At 40.8% G+C, this 20904-nt stretch carries 12 protein-coding genes, 6 tRNA genes and 1 pseudogene; all 19 read right to left on the reverse strand.

The genetic code is table 11. The features are described 5' to 3' along the window. A pseudogene (locus NFR27_RS09595) lies at positions 1-6938 on the reverse strand (hypothetical protein); the annotation flags it as partial. Positions 6939-7484: 546 nt separating this feature from the next. After that, positions 7485-7560: transfer RNA gene (locus NFR27_RS09600), tRNA-Val, on the reverse strand. 6 nt (positions 7561-7566) lie between these two features. Continuing rightward, positions 7567-7641: transfer RNA gene (locus NFR27_RS09605), tRNA-Glu, on the reverse strand. A 4-nt stretch (positions 7642-7645) separates the two neighbouring features. Next, positions 7646-7721: transfer RNA gene (locus tag NFR27_RS09610), tRNA-Lys, on the reverse strand. A gap of 10 nt (positions 7722-7731) precedes the next feature. After that, positions 7732-7806 (reverse strand) — tRNA-Gln (locus NFR27_RS09615). 34 nt (positions 7807-7840) lie between these two features. Continuing rightward, positions 7841-7916 (reverse strand) — tRNA-Asn (locus NFR27_RS09620). Between the two features lie 7 nt (positions 7917-7923). Continuing rightward, a tRNA-Gly gene (locus tag NFR27_RS09625) sits at positions 7924-7998 on the reverse strand. A 193-nt stretch (positions 7999-8191) separates the two neighbouring features. Then, on the reverse strand, positions 8192-9085 hold the full coding sequence (gene larC, locus NFR27_RS09630; protein ID WP_251443834.1) for a nickel pincer cofactor biosynthesis protein LarC: 894 nt from the start codon (positions 9083-9085) through the stop codon (positions 8192-8194). A 216-nt stretch (positions 9086-9301) separates the two neighbouring features. After that, the gene (locus NFR27_RS09635) at positions 9302-10366 is read right to left on the reverse strand and encodes a nicotinate-nucleotide--dimethylbenzimidazole phosphoribosyltransferase (RefSeq protein WP_251443837.1); all 1065 of its coding nucleotides are present in this window, start codon (positions 10364-10366) and stop codon (positions 9302-9304) included. After that, positions 10363-11403, reverse strand: coding sequence for a nicotinate-nucleotide--dimethylbenzimidazole phosphoribosyltransferase (gene cobT, locus NFR27_RS09640; RefSeq protein WP_251443840.1), 1041 nt, complete (start codon positions 11401-11403; stop codon positions 10363-10365). The genes NFR27_RS09635 and cobT overlap by 4 nt, the downstream gene beginning before the upstream one ends. Before the next feature lie 9 nt (positions 11404-11412). Further along, complete coding sequence (locus NFR27_RS09645) at positions 11413-12276, reverse strand: prephenate dehydrogenase (protein WP_251443845.1); 864 nt, start codon at positions 12274-12276, stop codon at positions 11413-11415. A 53-nt stretch (positions 12277-12329) separates the two neighbouring features. Further along, a complete protein-coding gene (locus NFR27_RS09650; RefSeq protein WP_251443861.1) occupies positions 12330-13682 on the reverse strand; it encodes an MATE family efflux transporter in 1353 nt (450 codons plus the stop codon). A gap of 103 nt (positions 13683-13785) precedes the next feature. Continuing rightward, the gene (locus tag NFR27_RS09655; RefSeq protein WP_251443864.1) at positions 13786-14133 is read right to left on the reverse strand and encodes a hypothetical protein; all 348 of its coding nucleotides are present in this window, start codon (positions 14131-14133) and stop codon (positions 13786-13788) included. A gap of 18 nt (positions 14134-14151) precedes the next feature. Beyond that, the gene (hemL, locus tag NFR27_RS09660) at positions 14152-15441 is read right to left on the reverse strand and encodes a glutamate-1-semialdehyde 2,1-aminomutase (RefSeq protein ID WP_251443867.1); all 1290 of its coding nucleotides are present in this window, start codon (positions 15439-15441) and stop codon (positions 14152-14154) included. 47 nt (positions 15442-15488) lie between these two features. Beyond that, positions 15489-16460, reverse strand: a complete 972-nt coding sequence (hemB, locus tag NFR27_RS09665; RefSeq protein ID WP_251443870.1) for a porphobilinogen synthase — start codon at positions 16458-16460, stop codon at positions 15489-15491. A gap of 96 nt (positions 16461-16556) precedes the next feature. Then, positions 16557-18077: a uroporphyrinogen-III C-methyltransferase gene (cobA, locus tag NFR27_RS09670; protein ID WP_251443873.1), complete on the reverse strand. Its 1521-nt coding sequence runs from the start codon at positions 18075-18077 to the stop codon at positions 16557-16559. Next, on the reverse strand, positions 18074-19012 hold the full coding sequence (gene hemC / locus NFR27_RS09675; RefSeq protein WP_251443876.1) for a hydroxymethylbilane synthase: 939 nt from the start codon (positions 19010-19012) through the stop codon (positions 18074-18076). The genes cobA and hemC overlap by 4 nt, the downstream gene beginning before the upstream one ends. Then, on the reverse strand, positions 19009-20295 hold the full coding sequence (hemA, locus tag NFR27_RS09680; RefSeq protein WP_251443879.1) for a glutamyl-tRNA reductase: 1287 nt from the start codon (positions 20293-20295) through the stop codon (positions 19009-19011). The genes hemC and hemA overlap by 4 nt, the downstream gene beginning before the upstream one ends. Beyond that, positions 20264-20899: a precorrin-2 dehydrogenase/sirohydrochlorin ferrochelatase family protein gene (locus NFR27_RS09685; RefSeq protein ID WP_251443882.1), complete on the reverse strand. Its 636-nt coding sequence runs from the start codon at positions 20897-20899 to the stop codon at positions 20264-20266. The genes hemA and NFR27_RS09685 overlap by 32 nt, the downstream gene beginning before the upstream one ends. Positions 20900-20904 lie beyond the last annotated feature (5 nt).

The following is a 20904-nucleotide window of genomic DNA, read 5'->3' on the forward strand; positions in this document are numbered from 1 at the left end:
TCAACATCTTTAACTGCTACAGATAAACCATTAGCATCTACATACTTACCATAGGCACCATCGGCACCAGCTACTGGTGCTACATCATTTACCATGATGGCTGTATGATTATTAGCTAACTTTTGTACCTGTTTCAACTGAGCTACGTTAACTGCATCTGTATCTTCAGTACCAGCTGCTACATGAGTAATCTGACGATTTATATCACTATAAATTTTACCTTTATGCTGATAAGCATCACGACCTACTGATACAGCACCATCATTAGAAACATAAGCAGACACTAGGTGATCAATCGCAGCCTCTACATTATTCAATTGTAATTCAGAAGCATCTAAGGCATCTCCAAGCTCTCTTCTAGCTTTTTTTACCTCAGCATTCGTCTTATCCTGCTCATAAAGAGCAGTTAAGCGATCATATTCTGCTTGTTGAGTTGCCACTGTAGCTGCTAAATTATCTCGTTGCTCTTTTAAAGGCGCATATTGTTCACTCACACCAGCAACTTTTGCTACTTCATCGAGAGAAGTAAACTGTGCTCCAGTAAGTGGATTATATCCTAATACCGCTCCATTCGTGCTAGCTATAGAATCAGCACCTAAGGCCACACCGCCAGTAGCAGTAACTGAGGCTTGAGACCCCAAAGCCGTTCCGCGAGTCACCTTATTTACAGTCGCACTATAACCTAAAGCAACAGAATTCGCTGCATCAGTTATGTTAGAACGATTGCCTAAAGCCATACCATATTGTGAATTAGTAGTATGGGAACCATTCCCAAGAGAAACCCCCATGTTAGAATTTTCTACAGTAGCATTTCTACCAACCGCTACGGCAGAATTAGAATTGTTTACTACAGTTTCAGGGCCCAAGGCCGTACCACTGGTAGAGCCTATTACATGAGAATTATATCCAAGAGCTACACCATATTGCGAACTAGGTCCATACTCTTTACCTGGCTCTGGCTCACCTGGACCAACCGCCGCCTTAGGACCAATAGCTATTGCATGGATTGATTGAGCACCAGTATTATCCTCATTACTGCCAGTACCAGTTTCAGTGGAATTTACTGATAAATATTTTACAGCCCCCAATTTATCTGTTACAGATTTAGATAATGTAAGGTTTATAGACTGACCATCTTCAGCTACAGTAGTTGTAATATTACCATCACCGTTGATAGCCAACTTTTGAGTTGCTAAATTTACCTTTCCTTCAACCGGTACATCTTCAGCTTTATTATCTCCAATAATGCTCAAATTTAATGCTTTTAATTGCTTAACATTAACCGCATCATAATCATCGGCACCACCAGCAACATTCGTAATGCGGCGGCGATTAGCCTCTACTGTAGTATCACCAATAGTATATTCAGCATTCCCTACCGACACTACGCCATCTTCCTTGCCAAATGTTTCATCTGATAAATATGATTTTGTTTTTACATCATCAGCAATATAGGCAAGAGAATTTGAACCTAATGCGATAGAGTTATTTGAAGCTGTACGCGCTAGAGAGCCTATTGCAATTGCATTAGTAACTGAATCTTTACCGTCTAGTGTATTAGTAATTGCAAAATCACCAATAGCGACTGTACTTTCACCATACGCACGAGCCCAGTGACCTAATGCGGTTGCATTTTTACCATTGGCATTAGCCTGTTGACCAAGTGCTACTGCATAATGACCTCTTGCCTTAGCTGCAGTACCAACAGCCACTTCATTTGTATCATGGGCTTCAGCACCTGCCCCTAAAACTGTATTCTGATAGCCAAATGATTTCGCCGTATTACCTATTGCAATAGAGTTCTTATACTCTTGATTTGGTTTACCTGAAGTAGTATCATCCTCAGCAATCACAAGCGAATTGTCCGGTATACCTTGCTCTGGAGTTCCACCAGTTTCTGTTTTCTTACCTATGTAAGACGATATACCAATAGCGATGCCATTAACACCTTGAAGTTGCGCTGTAGCATTACGACCAATTGCAATAGAATCATCGCCAGCTGCATTTGCTTGTAAGCCAATAGCATTAGCAGCTAAACCACTAGCACTGGCCTGACTACCAAATGCATTGGCTGCGTCACCACTTGCTCTAGAAATAATCCCTAGAGCCTGCGAGTGCATGCCACTCGCCTGTGCATCAAAGCCTACAGCTAATGAAATTTCGCCACTAAATGCAGAGTTTTGACCAATAGCAACACTCCACCCACCTGAAGCAATTGCTTCAGTTCCAAGGGCTATATCACTAGTATTTTGGGCATCTGCTCTAGAACCTAATGCTACTGTATCATTTGCCTTTGCCTTTGAAGAATTACCAATAGCGACCCCACCTTTTGCAATCGCTTGCGCATCAGGCCCAATAGCAATCGCGTTATTCCCAGTAGCACCAGAATTGTCCTTATTACCTGCTTCAGTGGATTTAATAGATACATATTCAATTGCATTCGCATCTACTTTATTATTCAACGCTTTAAGCTGTGCCACGTTAACAGCATCGGTATCCTCAGTACCAGCTGCAACATTAGTAATCTGGCGAGTATCAGATGCAGTACCTACTGAAATAGCGCCTAAGCCAGATAAATATGGTGAAACAATAGCATTTCTAGCATTTTGACTAGCATAAGCAGCCTTTTCTAATGTAGCTACTTCACTTTTTAGTTGTTCATTATTAGGGTCTTTTTCTAATTCTGCAAATTTAGCATTATACGCTGCTACTTTTTCATTAAAGTCTTTTGTAGCCGCCTCATATTCTGCCGATTTTCCTAAATATAAAGCTATATCTTCTGCCTTATTAAAGGTTACATCATCGACTGTATAACCAAGTTTACCTTCTTCTCTATCAGCTACTGAATATGCACCTAGAGCAACACCATTTTCAACATTACCTTCAGAAGCATAGCCTAAAGCCATAGCTTTATCACTAAAAGCTTCCGTATAGCCACCTAGAGCAATAGTATTTGTTCCCTTAGTTTTTGCATTATAACCTATAGCTGTACCATAACTGCCTTCTGAGGTATTAGCCCATGGACCAATAGCAATAGAACGAGCTCCATCTGCAGTTGTTTTATAACCTAAAGCAGTTGCCATTTCTCCACTAGCTACTGTACTTCTACCTACAGCTAGTGACCAGCCACCATTAGCTTTTGTTTGTGCGCCAACAGCAACACTGCCAGATTTTGTAGCTTCTGCTTCCATGCCTAAAGCCATACTAAATGTATCTGTTGCTTTAGCCCGATTACCAAGAGCTACGGCAGCTGCAGCACTAGCCTCTGAAGTATCACCAATAGAAACAGTTCCGCGGCCAGTCGCCTTAGCTCCAGAGCCCATGGCATTGGATTGGAATGCAGCCTTAGCCCCTTGACCTACGGCTACGCCACCTTGACCTGTTGCTGCTGCACTAGAACCAATAGCTACAGAAAGTCCACTCGCATCACTTGTTGGGTCATTAATATCAAAGGCATTCGCACCATCACCGATGGCCACACTATACCCACGAGCTTTAGCATAGTTACCAATCGCCACATCAGACTGATTTGTATCGCCAGCTGTAGCATGAGTACCTATAGCAACACTGTGTTCTGATGTTGCAGCAGAATTTACACCAATAACAACCCCTTTGCCATCTGTAATATTACTACCTATTACAATAGCATTATTAATACCAGCTGTTACATTAGAACCTAGGGCTACCGTATTATTGGCACTAGCACTTGCATTAGGACCAATAGCTAAAGAGTCTGTGCCTGTTGCCCCTGTATTATCTTTATTACCCGTTTCAGTAGAATTAATCGATACATAAGAAATTTTATTAGCATCTACTTTATTGTTCAACGCTTTAAGCTGTGCTACGTTAACTGCATCTGTATCTTCGGTACCAGCTGCCACATGAGTAATCTGACGAGTAGCATATTCATTACCTACTGAAACAGCTCCTAAGCCTGATTTATAGGCAACACTTAGTTTATTCCTCTCATCTACAATTGCCAAAAGCTCTTTTCTAGCCTGTAATGCAGCCTTAAGCAAAGTGCTATCCCCCGGATTTGCATCAGCAGCTGCTTTTTTCTCTAACATTTCTTTTTGCTTTTCTAGGGCCTGTGTCGTTAATGCATTATATTCATCAACTTTACCTAAATAGGCCATTAATTCACCCTCATTTGCAAATGTGCCAGCCTCAGGTGAATAACCAAATGTACCGGCTGCTCTATCAGCAACAGAACTCGATCCAATAGCAATTGAGCGTTCAACTTCTGCCTTCGCGCCAGAACCAAGAGCTACACTACTACTGCCGATGGCTTCAGTATCGGCCCCTAAGGCTGTAGCATTCTTACCACTCGAATTTGCAAAAAAGCCTAAAGCCGTACTTCTATCGCCAGAAGCAGTTGTTCTAAGCCCTATAGCAACCCCTGCATCATTTTCAGCTTTTGCTCTATCACCAATGGCAATAGAAGATTCCGTTTTATTTTCAGAGTTACTAACAGACGAATTACCAATAGCAATGCCAGCTTTACCATTAGCCGTTACACTTGTCCCTAGAGCAACTGAAGATTCTCCTAACGCCTGACTATTTTGACCATAAGCCACACTATAGTCACCAGTAGCTTTAGACTTCCAACCTACGGCTGTATTTCTAGCATTACCAGATGCATCTGCTTCTACACCAATAGCAATACTATGGTCTGTAGTTGCTACCGAACTCACACCTACTATAATCCCCTTGCCATCAGTGATATCCCTACCAATAATGATAGCATCTGCAATGCTAGCTTTTACATTGGAGCCTAGAGCTACACTATTTTTACCAATAGATTGTGCATTAGGACCAATAGCTACAGAATCAGTGCCTGTTGCCCCTAAATTATCTTTGTTACCTGTTTCTTTGGATTTAATAGATACATAAGAAATTTTATTAGTATCTACCTTTTGATTTAAGGACTTAAGCTGTGCTACATTCACTGCATCAGTATTTTTAGAGCCAGCAGCTACATTAGTGATTTGACGAGTATTAGCCTCTTTTTTTCGGCCACTCTCATCCTTATATTCTCCGTAGCCCACTGATACGGCCCCTAATTTAGATTTCCAAACTGGTGACCCTAAATCTTTTTTACTATTAGGATTTGGATCATATCCGACGACCTGAGAGTTGATAGTTGCTTTAGAATTGCTACCTATTGCTACTCCATCAAGTACTTCACTTGTAGCATTCATCCCTATAGCTAGACCTTGATCTTTCTGCACTGTAGCATTAGAGCCAATAGCAACACCATTTCCAGATGTTTGACTTATTAAATAATAAAGATTATTTTCTGGCTCGCTATTATTATTCTTAGGTGACGGTTTAAAATTTGCTTTTACATCGTCAGTCTTAGATTGGAATTTTGCTTCATTTATAGGATCTCTAGAATATACTATAGCATTACTACCAATAGCAATAGACCCTGCACTATATGTGCTCGCATTAGAGCCAGTAGCTACTGAATTATGCGCATACGCACCAGTTTTACTTCCTAATGCAGTTGACTGCTCACTATGCGCTACCGCATCTTGACCAATAGCAACGCCTCTAAATTCTGATACAGTCCAATTCCCTATAGCTATACTGCCTTGATTATTCGCTTTACTATTTTCCCCTATACTAACAGAAGTTGTCTCCTTACTATAAGCAAGATTCCCAATGGCAATCCCATTATCAGCATTAGCTTCCACACCTATAGCTAAAGATGCTGTATTATTTGCTTTCGAGTTAAAGCCTATGGCAATTTGACCTGCACTATCATCTTTGCCATCATATGCAACCGTGGCTCTATTCCCTAAGGCAATACTCTCATATCCATTAGTTTTGGCCCCTGAACCTATGGCAATAGCACCTGGTTTCTCTGCACCATGATTGTCTTTATTGATAATTTTATCCGCATCTCTATCAGGATTAATAGATACATATTCAACAGAACTACCACTTATATTACTCATTTTATTGGCAATTCGTGTGTCTACATCTGTGCTCAATGCCTGAAGTTGTTTCACATTAACTGCATCATATTCATCAGCACCACCGGCTACACCAGTAATACGGCGGTGATTAATTGGAAACTTATCGTTCCCTAAAGTTAACTCAAAATTATTACCTATGGCTACCACACCATTATCAGCACTAAAGTCTTCATTACTTAAATACGACTTAGCTGCTACATTACCCGTGTAAGCATAGGAATTATGACCTAATGCTACAGAATTTTGGCTAGCAGCAAAGCTAGTAAATCCAATAGCTACACCATTATCAGCTAATGCATGAGATCCCGCACCAATAGCGACACCACTACCTTGAGTACTTGAAAAGCTACCAATAGCTACTGAGTCATAACTTGGATTGACTTTATAGCCAATACCAACCATATACCCATTCTTATTAGGTGTGTCTGTTGTTCCTATATCTTCCCCTATTAAAATAGAACTTACACCATTACTATGTATACTATGACCAATACCGATGGAGTTTGTACTCCCATGGCTATTTTCATCTGTTAATGTTACATTGGTCCCAATAGCGACAGCTCCTCCAGTCATCGATTGGGCTCCACTACCTATAGCTACAGTACTACCACCTAAGGCTTGAGCAGCAGAACCTATCGCTACATTAGCATACTCTTCTTCACTCGCGTTCGCCCCATTGCCAATGGCAACAGCTGATTCACTTTTCGCTACAGAGTCTTTACCTAATGCCACGCCTTTACCGGTACCAGGCGCAGGCATAGCATTACTCTTAATATATAAATCTCTTGTCCAACCTTGTAACTCTGTAATTTGTGAACCAAACTTAGCTACCACAGCATCATATACAGCCTGTTGATCAGCAGTTAAATCAGCAGCTATAAGTCCCCCCCCAGTGTACAAAACAGACGTAGTAGCTAATGTGGCCACTAAAAGCGCTCTTGTTTTTTTATCCATACTAACAAACCCCTTTCGTGAAAATAATCACTTACGTCTCCCTACTTGCATAAACCTATACGAACTACTCTAAAACCTCCCAATTACTAAAGAAAACACAAGTTCATTTTGCAAATAAATCATTCTTTTTATGACTATTATGCACTTTATATTAATATAATGACATATTTGTCAAATTAAATCAAATTTTTCTAAAATTTTTAATTATTTTTCTATACTTTTTATTTATTTTTTATTTCTTTTATTTTCTTATATTTTCTTTAAATTTTATCATTTTATTAATATTGATATCAATTTAATTTATCTCTCACTCTTAAAGTATGTATTAATTTTTCTAATATATAAAATAAATTTTCATTATTTTACCAAAAATAAAAGAGTGATAATTCTATAGAAACTATCACTCTAGCAGATGTTATTATGCAAATAAAAAAATCAATCACTAAATCACTGACTTAATTCAGCATCTTAAAAATTAACAAAAAAATAAAAAGACGAACTCTTTAGTATTCCGAAAAATACCGAACGTTCGTCTTTTTGCAAGTTTGGTGGACGATGACAGGATCGAACTGCCGACATCCTGCTTGTAAGGCAGGCGCTCTCCCAGCTGAGCTAATCGTCCATATGTTGGTGACCCGTGGGGGAATCGAACCCCCGATACCGCCGTGAAAGGGCGGTGTCTTAACCGCTTGACCAACGGGCCAAAATGGTGACTCACCCGCGACTCGAACGCGGGACACCCTGATTAAAAGTCAGGTGCTCTGCCAACTGAGCTAGTGAGTCATGTAAAAAATGGCAGGGGTAAAAGGATTCGAACCTTTGAATGACGGAGTCAGAGTCCGTTGCCTTACCGCTTGGCGATACCCCTATATATACAAAGGACCAAGCCTGTGTTAATAAAATGGCTCCCCGAGTAGGACTCGAACCTACGACCGATCGGTTAACAGCCGATTGCTCTACCGACTGAGCTATCGAGGAATGAAAGTGGAGCGGAAAACGAGATTCGAACTCGCGACCCCCGCCTTGGCAAGGCGGTGCTCTACCACTGAGCTATTTCCGCATTTCACAACAGAAACAATTCTACACCGTTAACGATATTTTGTCAAGATATTTTTACCTCGACACCATTCAAAGTGTCTTGTCCCTGACCGCTTAATAATAATAACAGACAGAGCTAGTCCCTGTCAACACTTTTGTAAAAATTTATTGGCAAAAATTTTACAATATTTACAGCCTACTCAGCAGACTTTTATTTACCCTTCAAATATGGTAAATACATTTGGGATTAGTAAATCCATAGTCCCTAAACCAATGCCCTTTTTTGTAGCTCTATCAGCCTTTTCCATCATAGCCATAACCGCGTCTTCTACAGTCTTAGTAGCAGTACAGTCTTGCTCCGTGCTTTCTACCTTAACATCGTTAGCAGGATGTGATGATGTGGTACCACCCAAAGCAGTACTAGCGCTACTTACACTTGATTTAACTGTATTTACAGCCAATGTCTTGACTAACGTCGCACCTGTAGGCGTTACCAATTCACCAGTAACTGGCGTTACATAGGTAGGAACCCCTTCTAGCAAAGCGGCTGTTGCGGGGGTAGGAATATCCATTAGCCCATGATCACAACGCACCTTACCTTGACCTACATGAAGAGGCGAAAACTTAATACCTGTTACACCGAGATACTCTAAACAACACATAGTTCCTACTATATCAATAATACAATCAATGGCTCCTACTTCATGAAAATGCACTTTTTCAAGGGTAGTTTCATGGACTTTAGCTTCTGCTTGGCCTAAATTTAAAAAGGCTAATAAAGCTTTCTCTTTTACCCAAGGACTTAAAGGCGCCCCTTCAATCAAGGCCTTTATTTCAGGATAATTACGTCGCCCCTTATGACTATGCCAAGTCAACGGATTAAACCAACGGCGTACTGTATGAGCTTGACTATGTAGTTTTACATCAAAGTATGTACCGGTAACACCATTCTTTTCACCAGGCTCACAAATGTACTCAAAATCTCTGAGCCCCAAAGGTTGTAAAGCGTCCTTTAAATACGCAAAAGGTACGCCATAATCTAAGAGCGCTCCGATCATCATATTGCCACTAATTCCCGAGGCACACAGGCCATGTAAAAACTTACTCATAGTCATTTCCTCATCTCAAACTCTCAATACTGCTCAATATCTTTAATTAACAATCCCTAGCTGTTAATAAATCTAAAAAATACGCCACATTTCAATTAAAACAAATACTAACAAAACTGGCAAACACAAACCAAGATAAATCCAAACTATCTTGTGTGTTTGCCAGTATCTAAACGCTGCCATTTGCAACGCAACCATTAAATTACAAAAGTACTTTTAACGGCCATCTTGACGTTTATTACCAGGACCATCTTCAGCCACAGTTACTGTCGCTTCACCAAATGTCTTCATATCATTTAACATATGAAGAGCTGCATCCACTACAGATAAGCCCATAACAGAACCTAAGGCTTCATCCATTTCAAGGTTATAGTATAAGTATGGACTAATTCCTAAAAATTTCATCTGTGCTTTGTGAACTGGCTCATTATAAGCAGCTGATTGGAATACAAAATCCATAACAGCTGGATTAATTGCACGAGCGACTAACAAAGCAGCACCAGTAACAGCATTGTCAAAAACAACGCCTAAACGATTAACTGCTGCCCCTAAATAAAAGCCCACCATAGCCGCTATATCAAGCGAACCTACACATTGCAAAATCTGCAATGGCTTTTCAGGCGTTAACTCATATCTAGCTAATGTAGCGGTTAAACGCTCCGCTTTTTCTTGAATGGATAATGTACATTCATTATCAGTCAATAACTCTGTCATAGGATATTGTGTAATAGCCGCTGTCACAGCAAGTGCACTTAATAGAGTACGTTCCCCTACATTACCAAGAGCCACAGCCTGTACGCCTTTACTAGCCAATTCCTCAGCCATAGCAAAGCCTACTTCTAAAGACGCTTCCATTTCAGCTTCAGTCATAGCCGGACCAGCCCCAAAGAATTTAGCGCCAGACGCTACTTTTTTATTGATTACACCGGCTACTGCCTGAGTGTCCTGTTCTAAGCCCACATCTACAGTATATACCGCTGCATTTAATTTTCGAGCCGCCGCTTCAGTCGCACTATGACCACTGCCAAGACGAGTCACAGCCGCTAAACTGTCCTGCCCTTTAGTATGATTCTGTTTACCGTCAACAGCTGTGTCACCAGCAAAAATAAGCACACTATTTTTTATATGATTTGGCTGTTCTACATTATAAATACCAGCTAAACGAACTGCAATTTTTTCTAATTGAGCCAAACTATAAATTGGTTTTGTTAAATTATCTACGCGAAGTTGGCATGCCTCCATGCACGCTTCGTTTAATGGTTGAATCGTAAACTCTCTCATGCTTGGTGCCCTCCTTCTAATTCTTGATACATGCGGATAGCTAAATCTAACATCCCCATTTGAATGGAGCCACCAGATGCTTCGCCTAAACATAAACCTAAGTTAACATATGCTTCTAAGCCCAGTGTTTTTAACGCTTCTACATGAGCTTTTTCAGCTGAAAGATGGGAAGCCATTACATAATCCATACTAGCTGGTACCATAGTGTGAGCCACTAGTGCACACGCAGTAGTATTAAATCCATCAATAACAACCATAGCATGAGCCGCTGCTGCGCCTAAAATAATACCAGTAATACACGCAAATTCTAAACCACCTACAGAGTGCAAAATACCAAGGCCATCATTTTTATCAATGTCGGCATATTTTACTAATGCATCATGAACTACCTTTTGTTTTACTTTAAGACGTTCATCGGAAATATTAGTACCGCGCCCCGTTGCCTGCTCAGCTGTAATACCAGCAAATTTAGCAGTCATAACAGCACTAGCGGTCGTATTGGCAATACCCATTTCACCTACAAGAAATACATTATAACCTTCTGCTACTTTTTCATTTACTAATGCAATCCCTACTTCCATCGCCTGAATGCATTCTTCCTTAGTCATCGCTGGTTCTTTTAAAAAGTTCCGCGTCCCCATACGAATCTTATTATGACGTAAGCCTGGCACCCAAGTCATATCTGCTTTAATCCCTACATCAACGACTTCCATGTCAGTACCACAATAATTACCTAGCGCATTAGCACCAGCCCCTTTAGGAATCAAATAATTCTGTGTCATACCAACGGTTACATCAATTGGATAGGCACTTACACCCATTTCCGCTACGCCATGATCAGCACAAGCTATAATCATACAACGCTTCGGAATTTCTGGTGATATCTGCCGTGTTACCATGGCATATTGTTTCACCATATCCACTAATTTACCATAACTACCATAGGGTGTTTCACGATCCCAAACTGCTTGTACTGCTTCCCCAATCTTTGTATCTTTAGGGGTAATTTTTTTACAAGTCTCTTCAAATAAGCCCATCGTATCCTCCTATAAGTGGGAAAAGTCATCGCGAATTGTTTTGGCGACTTTCAAGTATGTCTCTAGTGTATCATCATCTGAGGTCAAAAGTAAATTTTTAATATGTAATATTTCATCTTCTAATTGTGATAAAGCTCTAACTACCTCCTGACGATTACTGGTAATAATCTCACGCCACATGGTGGGGTTACCACCCGCTACTCTTGTAATATCTCTAAAACCACCTGCAGCCAAGCGTAAACGCAAGTCTCCCTGCCCATCACCACCAGCTATGGTAGCTATCATAGCAGCCACAGTATGCGGCATATGACTCACCGTTGCCATAAACCCATCATGATCTTCCATAGCAATTTGTTCAACACGGCCACCTAAAAATTCGCCCATTGCAATTAATTCACGAGCACCCGCTTCACTCCAACTAGGCTCCTTATCATCTCTCAAAATAATCCAAGTACAGCCCTTAAATAAATCACAATGAGCCATAGTATAGCCACCTTTTTCAGAGCCTGCCATAGGATGTATAGACACAAAATGAGCTCCTTTAGGCAACTGCTGTTTCACTGTACGAGCAAAATTTGCCTTTGTACTAGACACATCGGTTATAAGAGTGCGAGGCCGAATATAAGGAACTAATTCCTCAAACAGCCTCGCATTCGTATCTGGGGGCAAAGCGAATACTAATATATCCGCTTGCTCCACCACGGCTTTAGCCTCCGTATAAGCAGCAGTAACTGCGCCTTCCGCTACGGCTTGAGCCCCTATATGTGAGCGCCGTGCATACCCGATTACTTCATAATCGGGATGTGACGCCAATCCTTTTGCTAATGAACCACCTAATAAACCTAATCCAATAATTCCTACAATCCGTTTCATAACGTTCGTCCTTCCTTGAGCCCTGTGAGACAACTTCCTCACAAAACTCCCTACTATGCAGGCTCTTCAATGAGCTTGCGGTTCTTCCACTTACCACTGTGCCAACGCCACACAAAAATAATAGCGCGCGCACCTTCATCAATGGCCATGGCAATCCAAATGCCAATTAAACCCCACCCTAGCCAAATGCCTAGGATATAGGACAAATTAACGGCACAGAGCCACATACCAAAGATACCTACAATCATTGGCGTCCGGATATCTCCAGCAGCTTGCAAACATTGTACCATAATAATGTTTACGGTGCGACCAATTTCTAAAAAGATTTCAATAAACAAAATAGTTTTGCCTAATGATATAATCTCTGGATCTGTTGTAAAAAAAGCAAAGATGTAATCACTTAATAAATAAAATGTCGTTGATAAACCAACACTTATCGCCATACCAAGCCACATAGTATGCCATACGCGCGCCGAAATCTCATCTTCCCGCTTAGCGCCAACTAGAAAGCCTACTATAATTTGCGCAGCATTAGCTAAGGCAATCGTATACATATAACAAAACATAGAAATTATATAGGCATACACTTTAGTATTTATAACTATAATGCCAAAAATATTTACCATCTTCATAATGGTAGTCTGAGATAGCTGATACGACAATGTTTCGCCCCCTGAAGGTACACCAATATGAAGCAATCGTTTCAAAGTTTCCTTCGGGAATGGTTTTAAATATGACCAAGATAGTTTAATCGATAATTGGGTGCGGAATAAATAATAAATCAACAGCAACCCAATAGCTTTACTAACAGCAGTCGATACGGATACCCCAAATACACCGAGGGAAGGAATAGGCCCCCAGCCATAAATTAAAACAACATTACTTAAAATGTGAATCACATTCATTACAAAGGCAACACACATAGTAATAATCGGTAAAGAAAAGCCTCTAAAAGTAGCTACAAAGGCGGTATAAATCCCTGTAATAGGAATACTACAAGCTACAATAGTCATATATAAACTCGTATCATCCATAATTTCAGCCGGCACGCCTAGCCACTGAAATAATGTCCTATGAGCCACCAAAATAAACGCCGCTGCACAAGAACTAAATACAAAATTAAAAGCAATACTTACCGTTGTTACTTCATTAATTTTATCTGGATTTTTAGCCCCTAAATACTGGGCTATTAAAATGGTGCTAGCCGTACTCATAACGATAATCAGCATAATAAAAATATTCATAACCTGATTGGCGTTTGCTACAGCCGCTACCGCTTCTTGAGAATAATGACTCATCATAAATTGGTCAATATTCCCAATCAACATTTGTAAGAAAATTTCGATAAAAATTGGCCAGCTTAATGAAACAACCGATAAGCTGGCACTCTTTTTAAAGGATTTCATGCAGTAACCTCAATCGTTAATCCTCAACCCCATATAAAAAGCAGGTGACCGGTGGTGCTACTATCTAGTCCTATGGACACATCGGTCACCCTTTACTTATGTACTAAATTTTGCTTAATGCTTCATGGTCAATCAGACACTGCCAATCGGCAACAAGCTTATATTTTGCATTTGCTTGGGCCACATCCCAATTTTCGCCTTCTGGGAACCAATTGCCTGGCATACAGCCACTTTTAGCAAAATTAATGGCAAAGCCTAATTTGCGCACTTCTTTAGCAGCCCACCAAGCACCAATAGCATCACGACCCACTAAATATAGATTCTCTACATGAGTCGCTTCTAGCCAATGTGCAATTTCATCCCAATATTCACGAGGCACTACACTTTCACTTAAACACTCTTGTAAGCTTTTTCGTGCTGCTGCCAACGTTTCTGGTGTTAACTCAGTCATCGTTCTACCTCCCAATTATTATAAGGTAGCAAAGGCTTCTTCTGCTACAGCCAAGGTCTTTTCAATATCCTGTGGCGAATGCATAGCTGAAAGGAAATTGCTTTCATATTGGCTTGGCGCATAATAAATGCCATGACTTAAATTATAGTGGAAGAATTTTTTGAAGGCTTCCATATCACAAGCAGAGGCATCCTCAAAATTAACCACTGGCTTATCACTAAAGAATAAAGTAAACATGGACCCTACGGATTGCACTTGAACAGGAATATTATATTTAGCCGCCCGTTCACGCAATCCTTCACAGAGCATCTCTGTAGCTTGTTCAATCCGTTTAAACACGGTTGGATCTTGTTGCAAAATGCTAAGGGTAGCCAATCCTGCAGTCATAGCAATTGGATTGCCACTCAAAGTCCCAGCCTGATAAATTGGGCCCGCTGGTGCTACATGGTTCATAATTTCACGGGAACCACCAAATACAGCCATAGGTAAGCCACCGCCAACAATTTTACCTAAGCAGGTTAAATCTGGCTTGATACCATATTTTTTCTGAGCTCCACCGGAACTAGCGCGGAAGCCACACATAACTTCATCAAAGATAAGTAAAGCTCCATGAGCCGTAGTAAGCTCACGCAAAGTTTCTAAGAAGCCTGGCACTGGTGGCACACAGCCCATGTTACCCGCTACTGGTTCTACAATAACAGCGGCAATAGCATGCCCTTCTTTTTGGAATAGCTCCCGAATGGCGTCTATATCATTATAAGGCACTGTCAATGTATCTGCCGCTACGCCCGCTGGCACGCCAGGGCTGTCAGGCACCCCAAAGGTAGCCAAACCAGAACCAGCTTTTACTAATAAGCAATCACTGTGTCCATGATAACAACCAACAAATTTTACAATTTTATCACGGCCCGTATAGCCACGCGCTACACGCAAAGCACTCATGGTAGACTCTGTGCCCGAGTTAACCATGCGCACCATTTCCATATGAGGCATAAAAGCTTGAATCTTTTTAGCTACTTCCGTTTCTAAAAGAGTCGGTGCGCCATAACTAGTGCCACGTAGTACCGCTTCCTGCAAAGCTGCCACTACTTCGGATTTTGCATGGCCCAAAATCATAGGCCCCCACGACAATACATAATCAATATATTCATTGCCATCAATATCATAAATACGATCACCTGCTGCAGAACTGATAAATGGCGGTTCAGAACCTACACTACGATAGGAACGGACCGGACTATTTACACCGCCCGGCATATAAGCCTTTGCTTCAAGAAAGGCTTGCTTCGATTTTTCTAACGTATACATAATTCTCTCCTCATGGTATTAACAACAATGACTACTTTGAAAAGATATTACCGCAACCAACGAGCTACATCAAGGGCATGATAGGTAATAATCATTTTAGCGCCAGCTCGTTTCATAGATAACAAGGTTTCTAACACAATTCGTTTTTCATCCACTAAGCCCTGTGCAGCCGCTGCTTTTACCATAGCATATTCACCACTTACATTATATACAGCTAATGGATAATCAAAGTTATCACGAGCTTCACGGACAATATCCAAATATGAAAGGGCAGGCTTAATCATAATAATGTCAGCCCCTTCCTGAATATCCCGTTCAATCATGCGCAAAGACTCTAAACGATTGGCTGGATCCATTTGGTAGCTTTTACGGTCACCAAACTCAGGTGCTGAGTGAACCGCATCACGGAATGGGCCATAATAAGCACTAGCATATTTAGAGGCATAGCTCATAATGGATACATTAGTAAAGCCCGCTTCATCCAAACTCTGACGTAAGCAAGCAATATGACCGTCCATCATATCAGATGGAGCAACCATTTGCGCCCCTGCTTTAGCTTGACTAACAGCCACTTTACCTAACAAAGGTAAAGTTTCATCATTTAAAATTTCATGATGATCAATCATGCCACAATGACCACTGGAAGTATATTGGCATAAGCATACATCACCAATGACGATTAATTCTGGCACTTCTTTACGAATAGCTGCAATCGCCTGCTGTACAGGCTGTTCCATGTCCCAAGCAGAAGAACCTTGTTCATCTTTATAGGAAGGAATACCAAATACTTCTACGCCTAGAATACCTAATTCATAAGCTTCTTTAGCCATCTTAACAGCTTCATCAACTGATAAATGATATTGTCCAGGTAACGATGGAATCTCTTCTTTAACACCAGTGCCAGGTACAACAAATAAAGGATAGATTAAATCCTCTACTTGCAAAGTTGTTTCCTGCACTAACGCACGCATAGCTGGTGTTGTCCGCAAACGGCGCGGACGATATGTTAAGTCTATCATAAATCCTCGTCTCCTTTTATTTTATACTACCCTACTATTGTAGTACGAATTTACTAATAAGGCTACCTCTGATTAAGAAGTAGCCCCATGAGTCTATTATTCTTTAGTAGTAGCATCTGCTTGTATCATGGCTACCATAGCAGGAATGGTAAATGTATCACTAATTAAATCAGGTTCAATCCCCTGTTCTACACAAGTAGCTGCTGTAATCGGCCCAATACAAGCTACTTTTGCCTTTTTCAACAACTCTTTCCCCGCTTCACCTAATAGTTTTAATGTATTTGTAACGGTTGAGGAACTTGTAAATGTAATATAATCTACCTCATCAGATTGTAATGCCTCTACCAAGGTAGTTGCTTGTGATTCATCAACTAAGGTTTCATACAAACGAGCTACGGTTACATCAATACCACCCTCGGTAAGGCCATTATAAATGACTTTACGCGCTACTTTTGGCTGAATAAGTAACACTTTATCGCCTTCTTTTAACACAGGCTGCAAGGCTTTAACTACAGACTCCCCCTTGTAATCGGCCGGTACAATATCAGCCAACAAGCCTTTATCTTGCAACGCTTTAGCAGTTGCACTACCAATCGCACAAAGCTTAGCTTGCCCTAACACACGACTATCTTTGCCCATTGTTTGCAAGGCTTTAAAGTAATAGCGCACACCTTCGGCAGACGTAAAAATGACCGTTTTAAAATTATGAGAATTTAATAAAATCTCCTCTGTTTTGCGCTCTAGTGGTAAGGCCTGCGTCTTAATAGCTGCTGCTTCGATAACATTAGCACCTAATGCTTCTAATTGTTCGCTTAAAACACTAGCTTTAGAACGAGCCCGTGTTACCATAATTGTTTTACCAAAGAGAGGTTTATTGTCAAACCAACGCAAGGATTCACGTAAATTCACTACATCACCGACCGTAATAATAGATGGTGGTTTAATCCCAGCATTTTTAACATCCGCCGCTACATGTTCCAAGGTGGAAATCAATGTCTGCTGAATTGGTTTAGTGCCCCAACGAATAACCGCCACTGGCGTATCTTTAGGACGACCATATTCCATTAATTTCTGCGAAATCATAGGCAAATTACCTACACCCATAACAAAACTAATGGTATCTACAGACGTAGCCAAGCCTTCCCAATTAATGCCAGACTCGTTTTTAGTCGGATCTTCATGACCTGTTACAATAGCAAACGACGTAGCCATAGCACGTTGTGTCACAGGAATTCCTGCATATGCTGGCGCCGAAATACCAGAAGTAACGCCAGGGACAAATTCAAAAGGAACACCAGCTTTAGCTAATTCTAACGCTTCTTCGCCACCACGGCCAAAGATGAGTGGGTCGCCCCCTTTTAGGCGCGCAACGATTTTGCCTTCCTTACCAAATTTAACCAATAATTCGTTAATCTCATATTGATGTAAGGTATGATGCTTACACTGTTTACCTGCATAAATGAGTTCTGCTTCAGGACGAGCCCAACGCAACAAATGCTCATCAGCCAAATAATCATACACAATGACATCGGCCTTTTCGATACATTCGCGACCTTTCACAGTAATTAATTTATAATCGCCTGGTCCTGCACCAATCAAATATACGATACCGGTCATTGCAAAATCCCCTCCTGAACCAACTCTTCAATAATATGTTTGCCCCCTTCTTCAAAGAGTGCTTTTGCTAAATTACGACCAATAATTTCTGCCGTCTGTTTAGGCCCTGTCATTTCTCCTTCATAGCAATTTTTACCATCTAAAGAGGCTATAATCGCTTTTAAAGTCAACTGCCCTTTATGAATTGTCCCATGCACGCCCATAGGAACTTGACAGCCCCCCTGTAATTGGCGTAAAAAACTACGTTCACCACGGGTACACCACATAGTATTTTCATCATTCAATTTAGCTAGCATAGCTAACATTTCTTCATCGTCACTGCGACATTCAATAGCCAAAGCCCCTTGTCCTACAGCTGGAATTAATTCATCAGCCGTAAATACTTGAGTAATTTGATCAGCCAAACCCAATCGTTTCAAACCAGCTTGCGCTAATACAATGGCATCAAAATTTTCATCTTCTAATTTGCGCAAACGAGTCTGTACATTGCCACGTAATACACTGATTTGTAGATCAGGACGATGGTGTAAAAGCTGTGCTTGACGACGTAAGCTACTAGTCCCTACTTTAGCCCCTTTTGGCAATTTATCTAAGGTTTTATATTTAGGCGAAACCAATGCATCACAAGGTACTTCACGTTTTGTAATAGCCCCTAAAGTCAACCCTTCAGGCAATTCTGTAGGCATGTCTTTTAAGCTATGAACGGCAATATCAATAGCCCCTTCGCGCATAGATGCTTCTAATTCTTCTGTGAATAAACCTTTGCCACCAATTTCAGCTAATGGCTTCTCTAAAATACGGTCCCCTTTAGTGCTATGATGCACTAGTTCAACCTGACAACCTGGAAATAAACGTTGTAATTCTGCCCCTACAAATTCAGCTTGCCACAAAGCTAAGGCACTACTTCGTGTTCCAATACGGATTATATCTCTCATAAGGATTTTCTCTCCTTTGCTAGGTCAAACATATCATGGAATAATTTCCAATACTCATTTTCTTCGTCTTTACCGGCTACTTCACCAAAACGAATCATTGGGTCACGCAATAGTTTACGAACAATCATGCGACTCATATTATCCATTATTTTACGCAAACGGTCATCAGCATCTGGCAATTTAGCTAAGGCACGATGTAATTCACGTTTACGAATCCGTTCTGCTTTATCACTTAATAACACCATCATTGGTCGTACTGATAAGTAGCCCAATTTATCTTCTAATTCTTCAATGGCCTCGGCAATAATTGGTCTTGCTTTTTGCGCTTCCACTTCTCGTTGGTGTTTATTAGCTTCTACTACACTTTCCAAGGAGTCAATATTAAACAGATACACATCTGAAATATCAGACACATCTGGATCAATATCCCGTGGCACAGCAATGTCAATCATAACAATCGGATTTCCTTGGCGATTAGCTGCAATTTTAGCAGCTTCTTCTGGGCCAATAATATAATGAGGTGCGCCTGTAGAAGTAATTAAAATATCTGCTTCTTTCGCTTGTTCGATAAACTTATCAAACTGAATGGCTTCTCCACCGAAACGTTTCGCTAATTGCTCTGCTTTGTGATAGGTTCGGTTAGATACAAAAATACTGTTAACCCCTTTAGCTTGTAAATGAGTCGCCGTCAGCTCACTCATTTCACCTGCCCCTAACACCAAAACTTTCGCCTCGGACATAGGCTTTGTTAAGCAATCTTCCGCTAAATTAACGGCTGCATAACTTACTGAAACAGGTGTATTGGCAATCCCCGTCTGGGTGCGAACCTTTTTACCAACACTAATGGCTCTCTGGAACACAATATTAAAAATTGGTCCTGTCAAACCACGACTATAAGCCGTAATATAAGCCACTTTTAATTGACTTAAAATCTGGCCTTCCCCTAATACTAGAGAATCTAAACTAGAGGCAACATTAAATAAATGACCTAATAAGTCACGCCCTTCATATACAAAAAACCAATCGTCTTCAATATGCATATCTTCACAACCTTTTAAATGTTGCAATAAATGAAGCATAAATTCTTTTGGTTTTTCCACATCATCTAATACCGCATATAATTCTGTACGGTTGCAAGTGGATAAAAGCACACATTCAGCGACTTGTTCATGTTCATACACATGGTTTAACGCATCACCCACTTCTGATTTATCAAAGGAAAACACTTCGCGCACATTAACTGGTGCGCTTCTATGGTTTAAGCCTAATACTACTAATTGCATTGTTTAGTATCTCCTCCACACGTTTCCATTCACCATCTATAATCATCGCCAACTGTGCTTCACCAAGATGAGCCTGCCAAAAGGCTTCACGCTCAGCAGGTGTAGCTAACAATTGTCGTACTTCTCTTCGTAATTGTTTTAAAGCAGGTAACATATCTGCTACAGGTTCATATCGCTTAGCTAAATCTTGCTTTATTAAACGACTAAGGCGTGGACTCACCCGGCCCGTAAAAATAGCAAATTGCAAATCCCCTACTGTTATATTAGCAGGAAATGTAAAATCACAATCATCACGATTATCAGCGCGATTTACCAAAGCCCCTAATGACCTAGCTCGTCGCGCTAGCTGCTCATTTAGTTCACTATCACTAGTGGCCAATAATACAAAATCAACCTGCAAATCAATGGCCTCTGAGTAGGATGCCTCAATCCACACTAACTGCCCTGCCGCCGCCCAAGCAGCAATTTCAGGGGTTACCGTAGGACTAACCACTGTAACATTAGCTTGTTCATTTAAAAACAATCCTATTCGTCGTGCTGCCACCGGGCCTCCGCCAATGACAACGCAGCGTTTACCCGTAAGGCGCATCGCCATTGTAATCATTAGGA

This window comes from Veillonella intestinalis (assembly GCF_943192895.1).
In the GTDB taxonomy this organism is placed as follows: Bacteria; Bacillota; Negativicutes; order Veillonellales; family Veillonellaceae; genus Veillonella_A; species Veillonella_A intestinalis.

Excerpts from the sequence above, each read along its gene's own strand:
- larC (WP_251443834.1), bottom strand. The coding sequence starts at position 9,085 with ATGAGTAAGTTTTTACATGGCCTGTGTGCCTCGGGAATTAGTGGCAAT.
- NFR27_RS09635 (WP_251443837.1), bottom strand. The coding sequence starts at position 10,366 with ATGAGAGAGTTTACGATTCAACCATTAAACGAAGCGTGCATGGAGGCA.
- cobT (WP_251443840.1), bottom strand. The coding sequence starts at position 11,403 with ATGGGCTTATTTGAAGAGACTTGTAAAAAAATTACCCCTAAAGATACA.
- NFR27_RS09645 (WP_251443845.1), bottom strand. The coding sequence starts at position 12,276 with ATGAAACGGATTGTAGGAATTATTGGATTAGGTTTATTAGGTGGTTCA.
- NFR27_RS09650 (WP_251443861.1), bottom strand. The coding sequence starts at position 13,682 with ATGAAATCCTTTAAAAAGAGTGCCAGCTTATCGGTTGTTTCATTAAGC.
- NFR27_RS09655 (WP_251443864.1), bottom strand. The coding sequence starts at position 14,133 with ATGACTGAGTTAACACCAGAAACGTTGGCAGCAGCACGAAAAAGCTTA.
- hemL (WP_251443867.1), bottom strand. The coding sequence starts at position 15,441 with ATGTATACGTTAGAAAAATCGAAGCAAGCCTTTCTTGAAGCAAAGGCT.
- hemB (WP_251443870.1), bottom strand. The coding sequence starts at position 16,460 with ATGATAGACTTAACATATCGTCCGCGCCGTTTGCGGACAACACCAGCT.
- cobA (WP_251443873.1), bottom strand. The coding sequence starts at position 18,077 with ATGACCGGTATCGTATATTTGATTGGTGCAGGACCAGGCGATTATAAA.
- hemC (WP_251443876.1), bottom strand. The coding sequence starts at position 19,012 with ATGAGAGATATAATCCGTATTGGAACACGAAGTAGTGCCTTAGCTTTG.
- hemA (WP_251443879.1), bottom strand. The coding sequence starts at position 20,295 with ATGCAATTAGTAGTATTAGGCTTAAACCATAGAAGCGCACCAGTTAAT.
- NFR27_RS09685 (WP_251443882.1), bottom strand. The coding sequence starts at position 20,899 with ATGATTACAATGGCGATGCGCCTTACGGGTAAACGCTGCGTTGTCATT.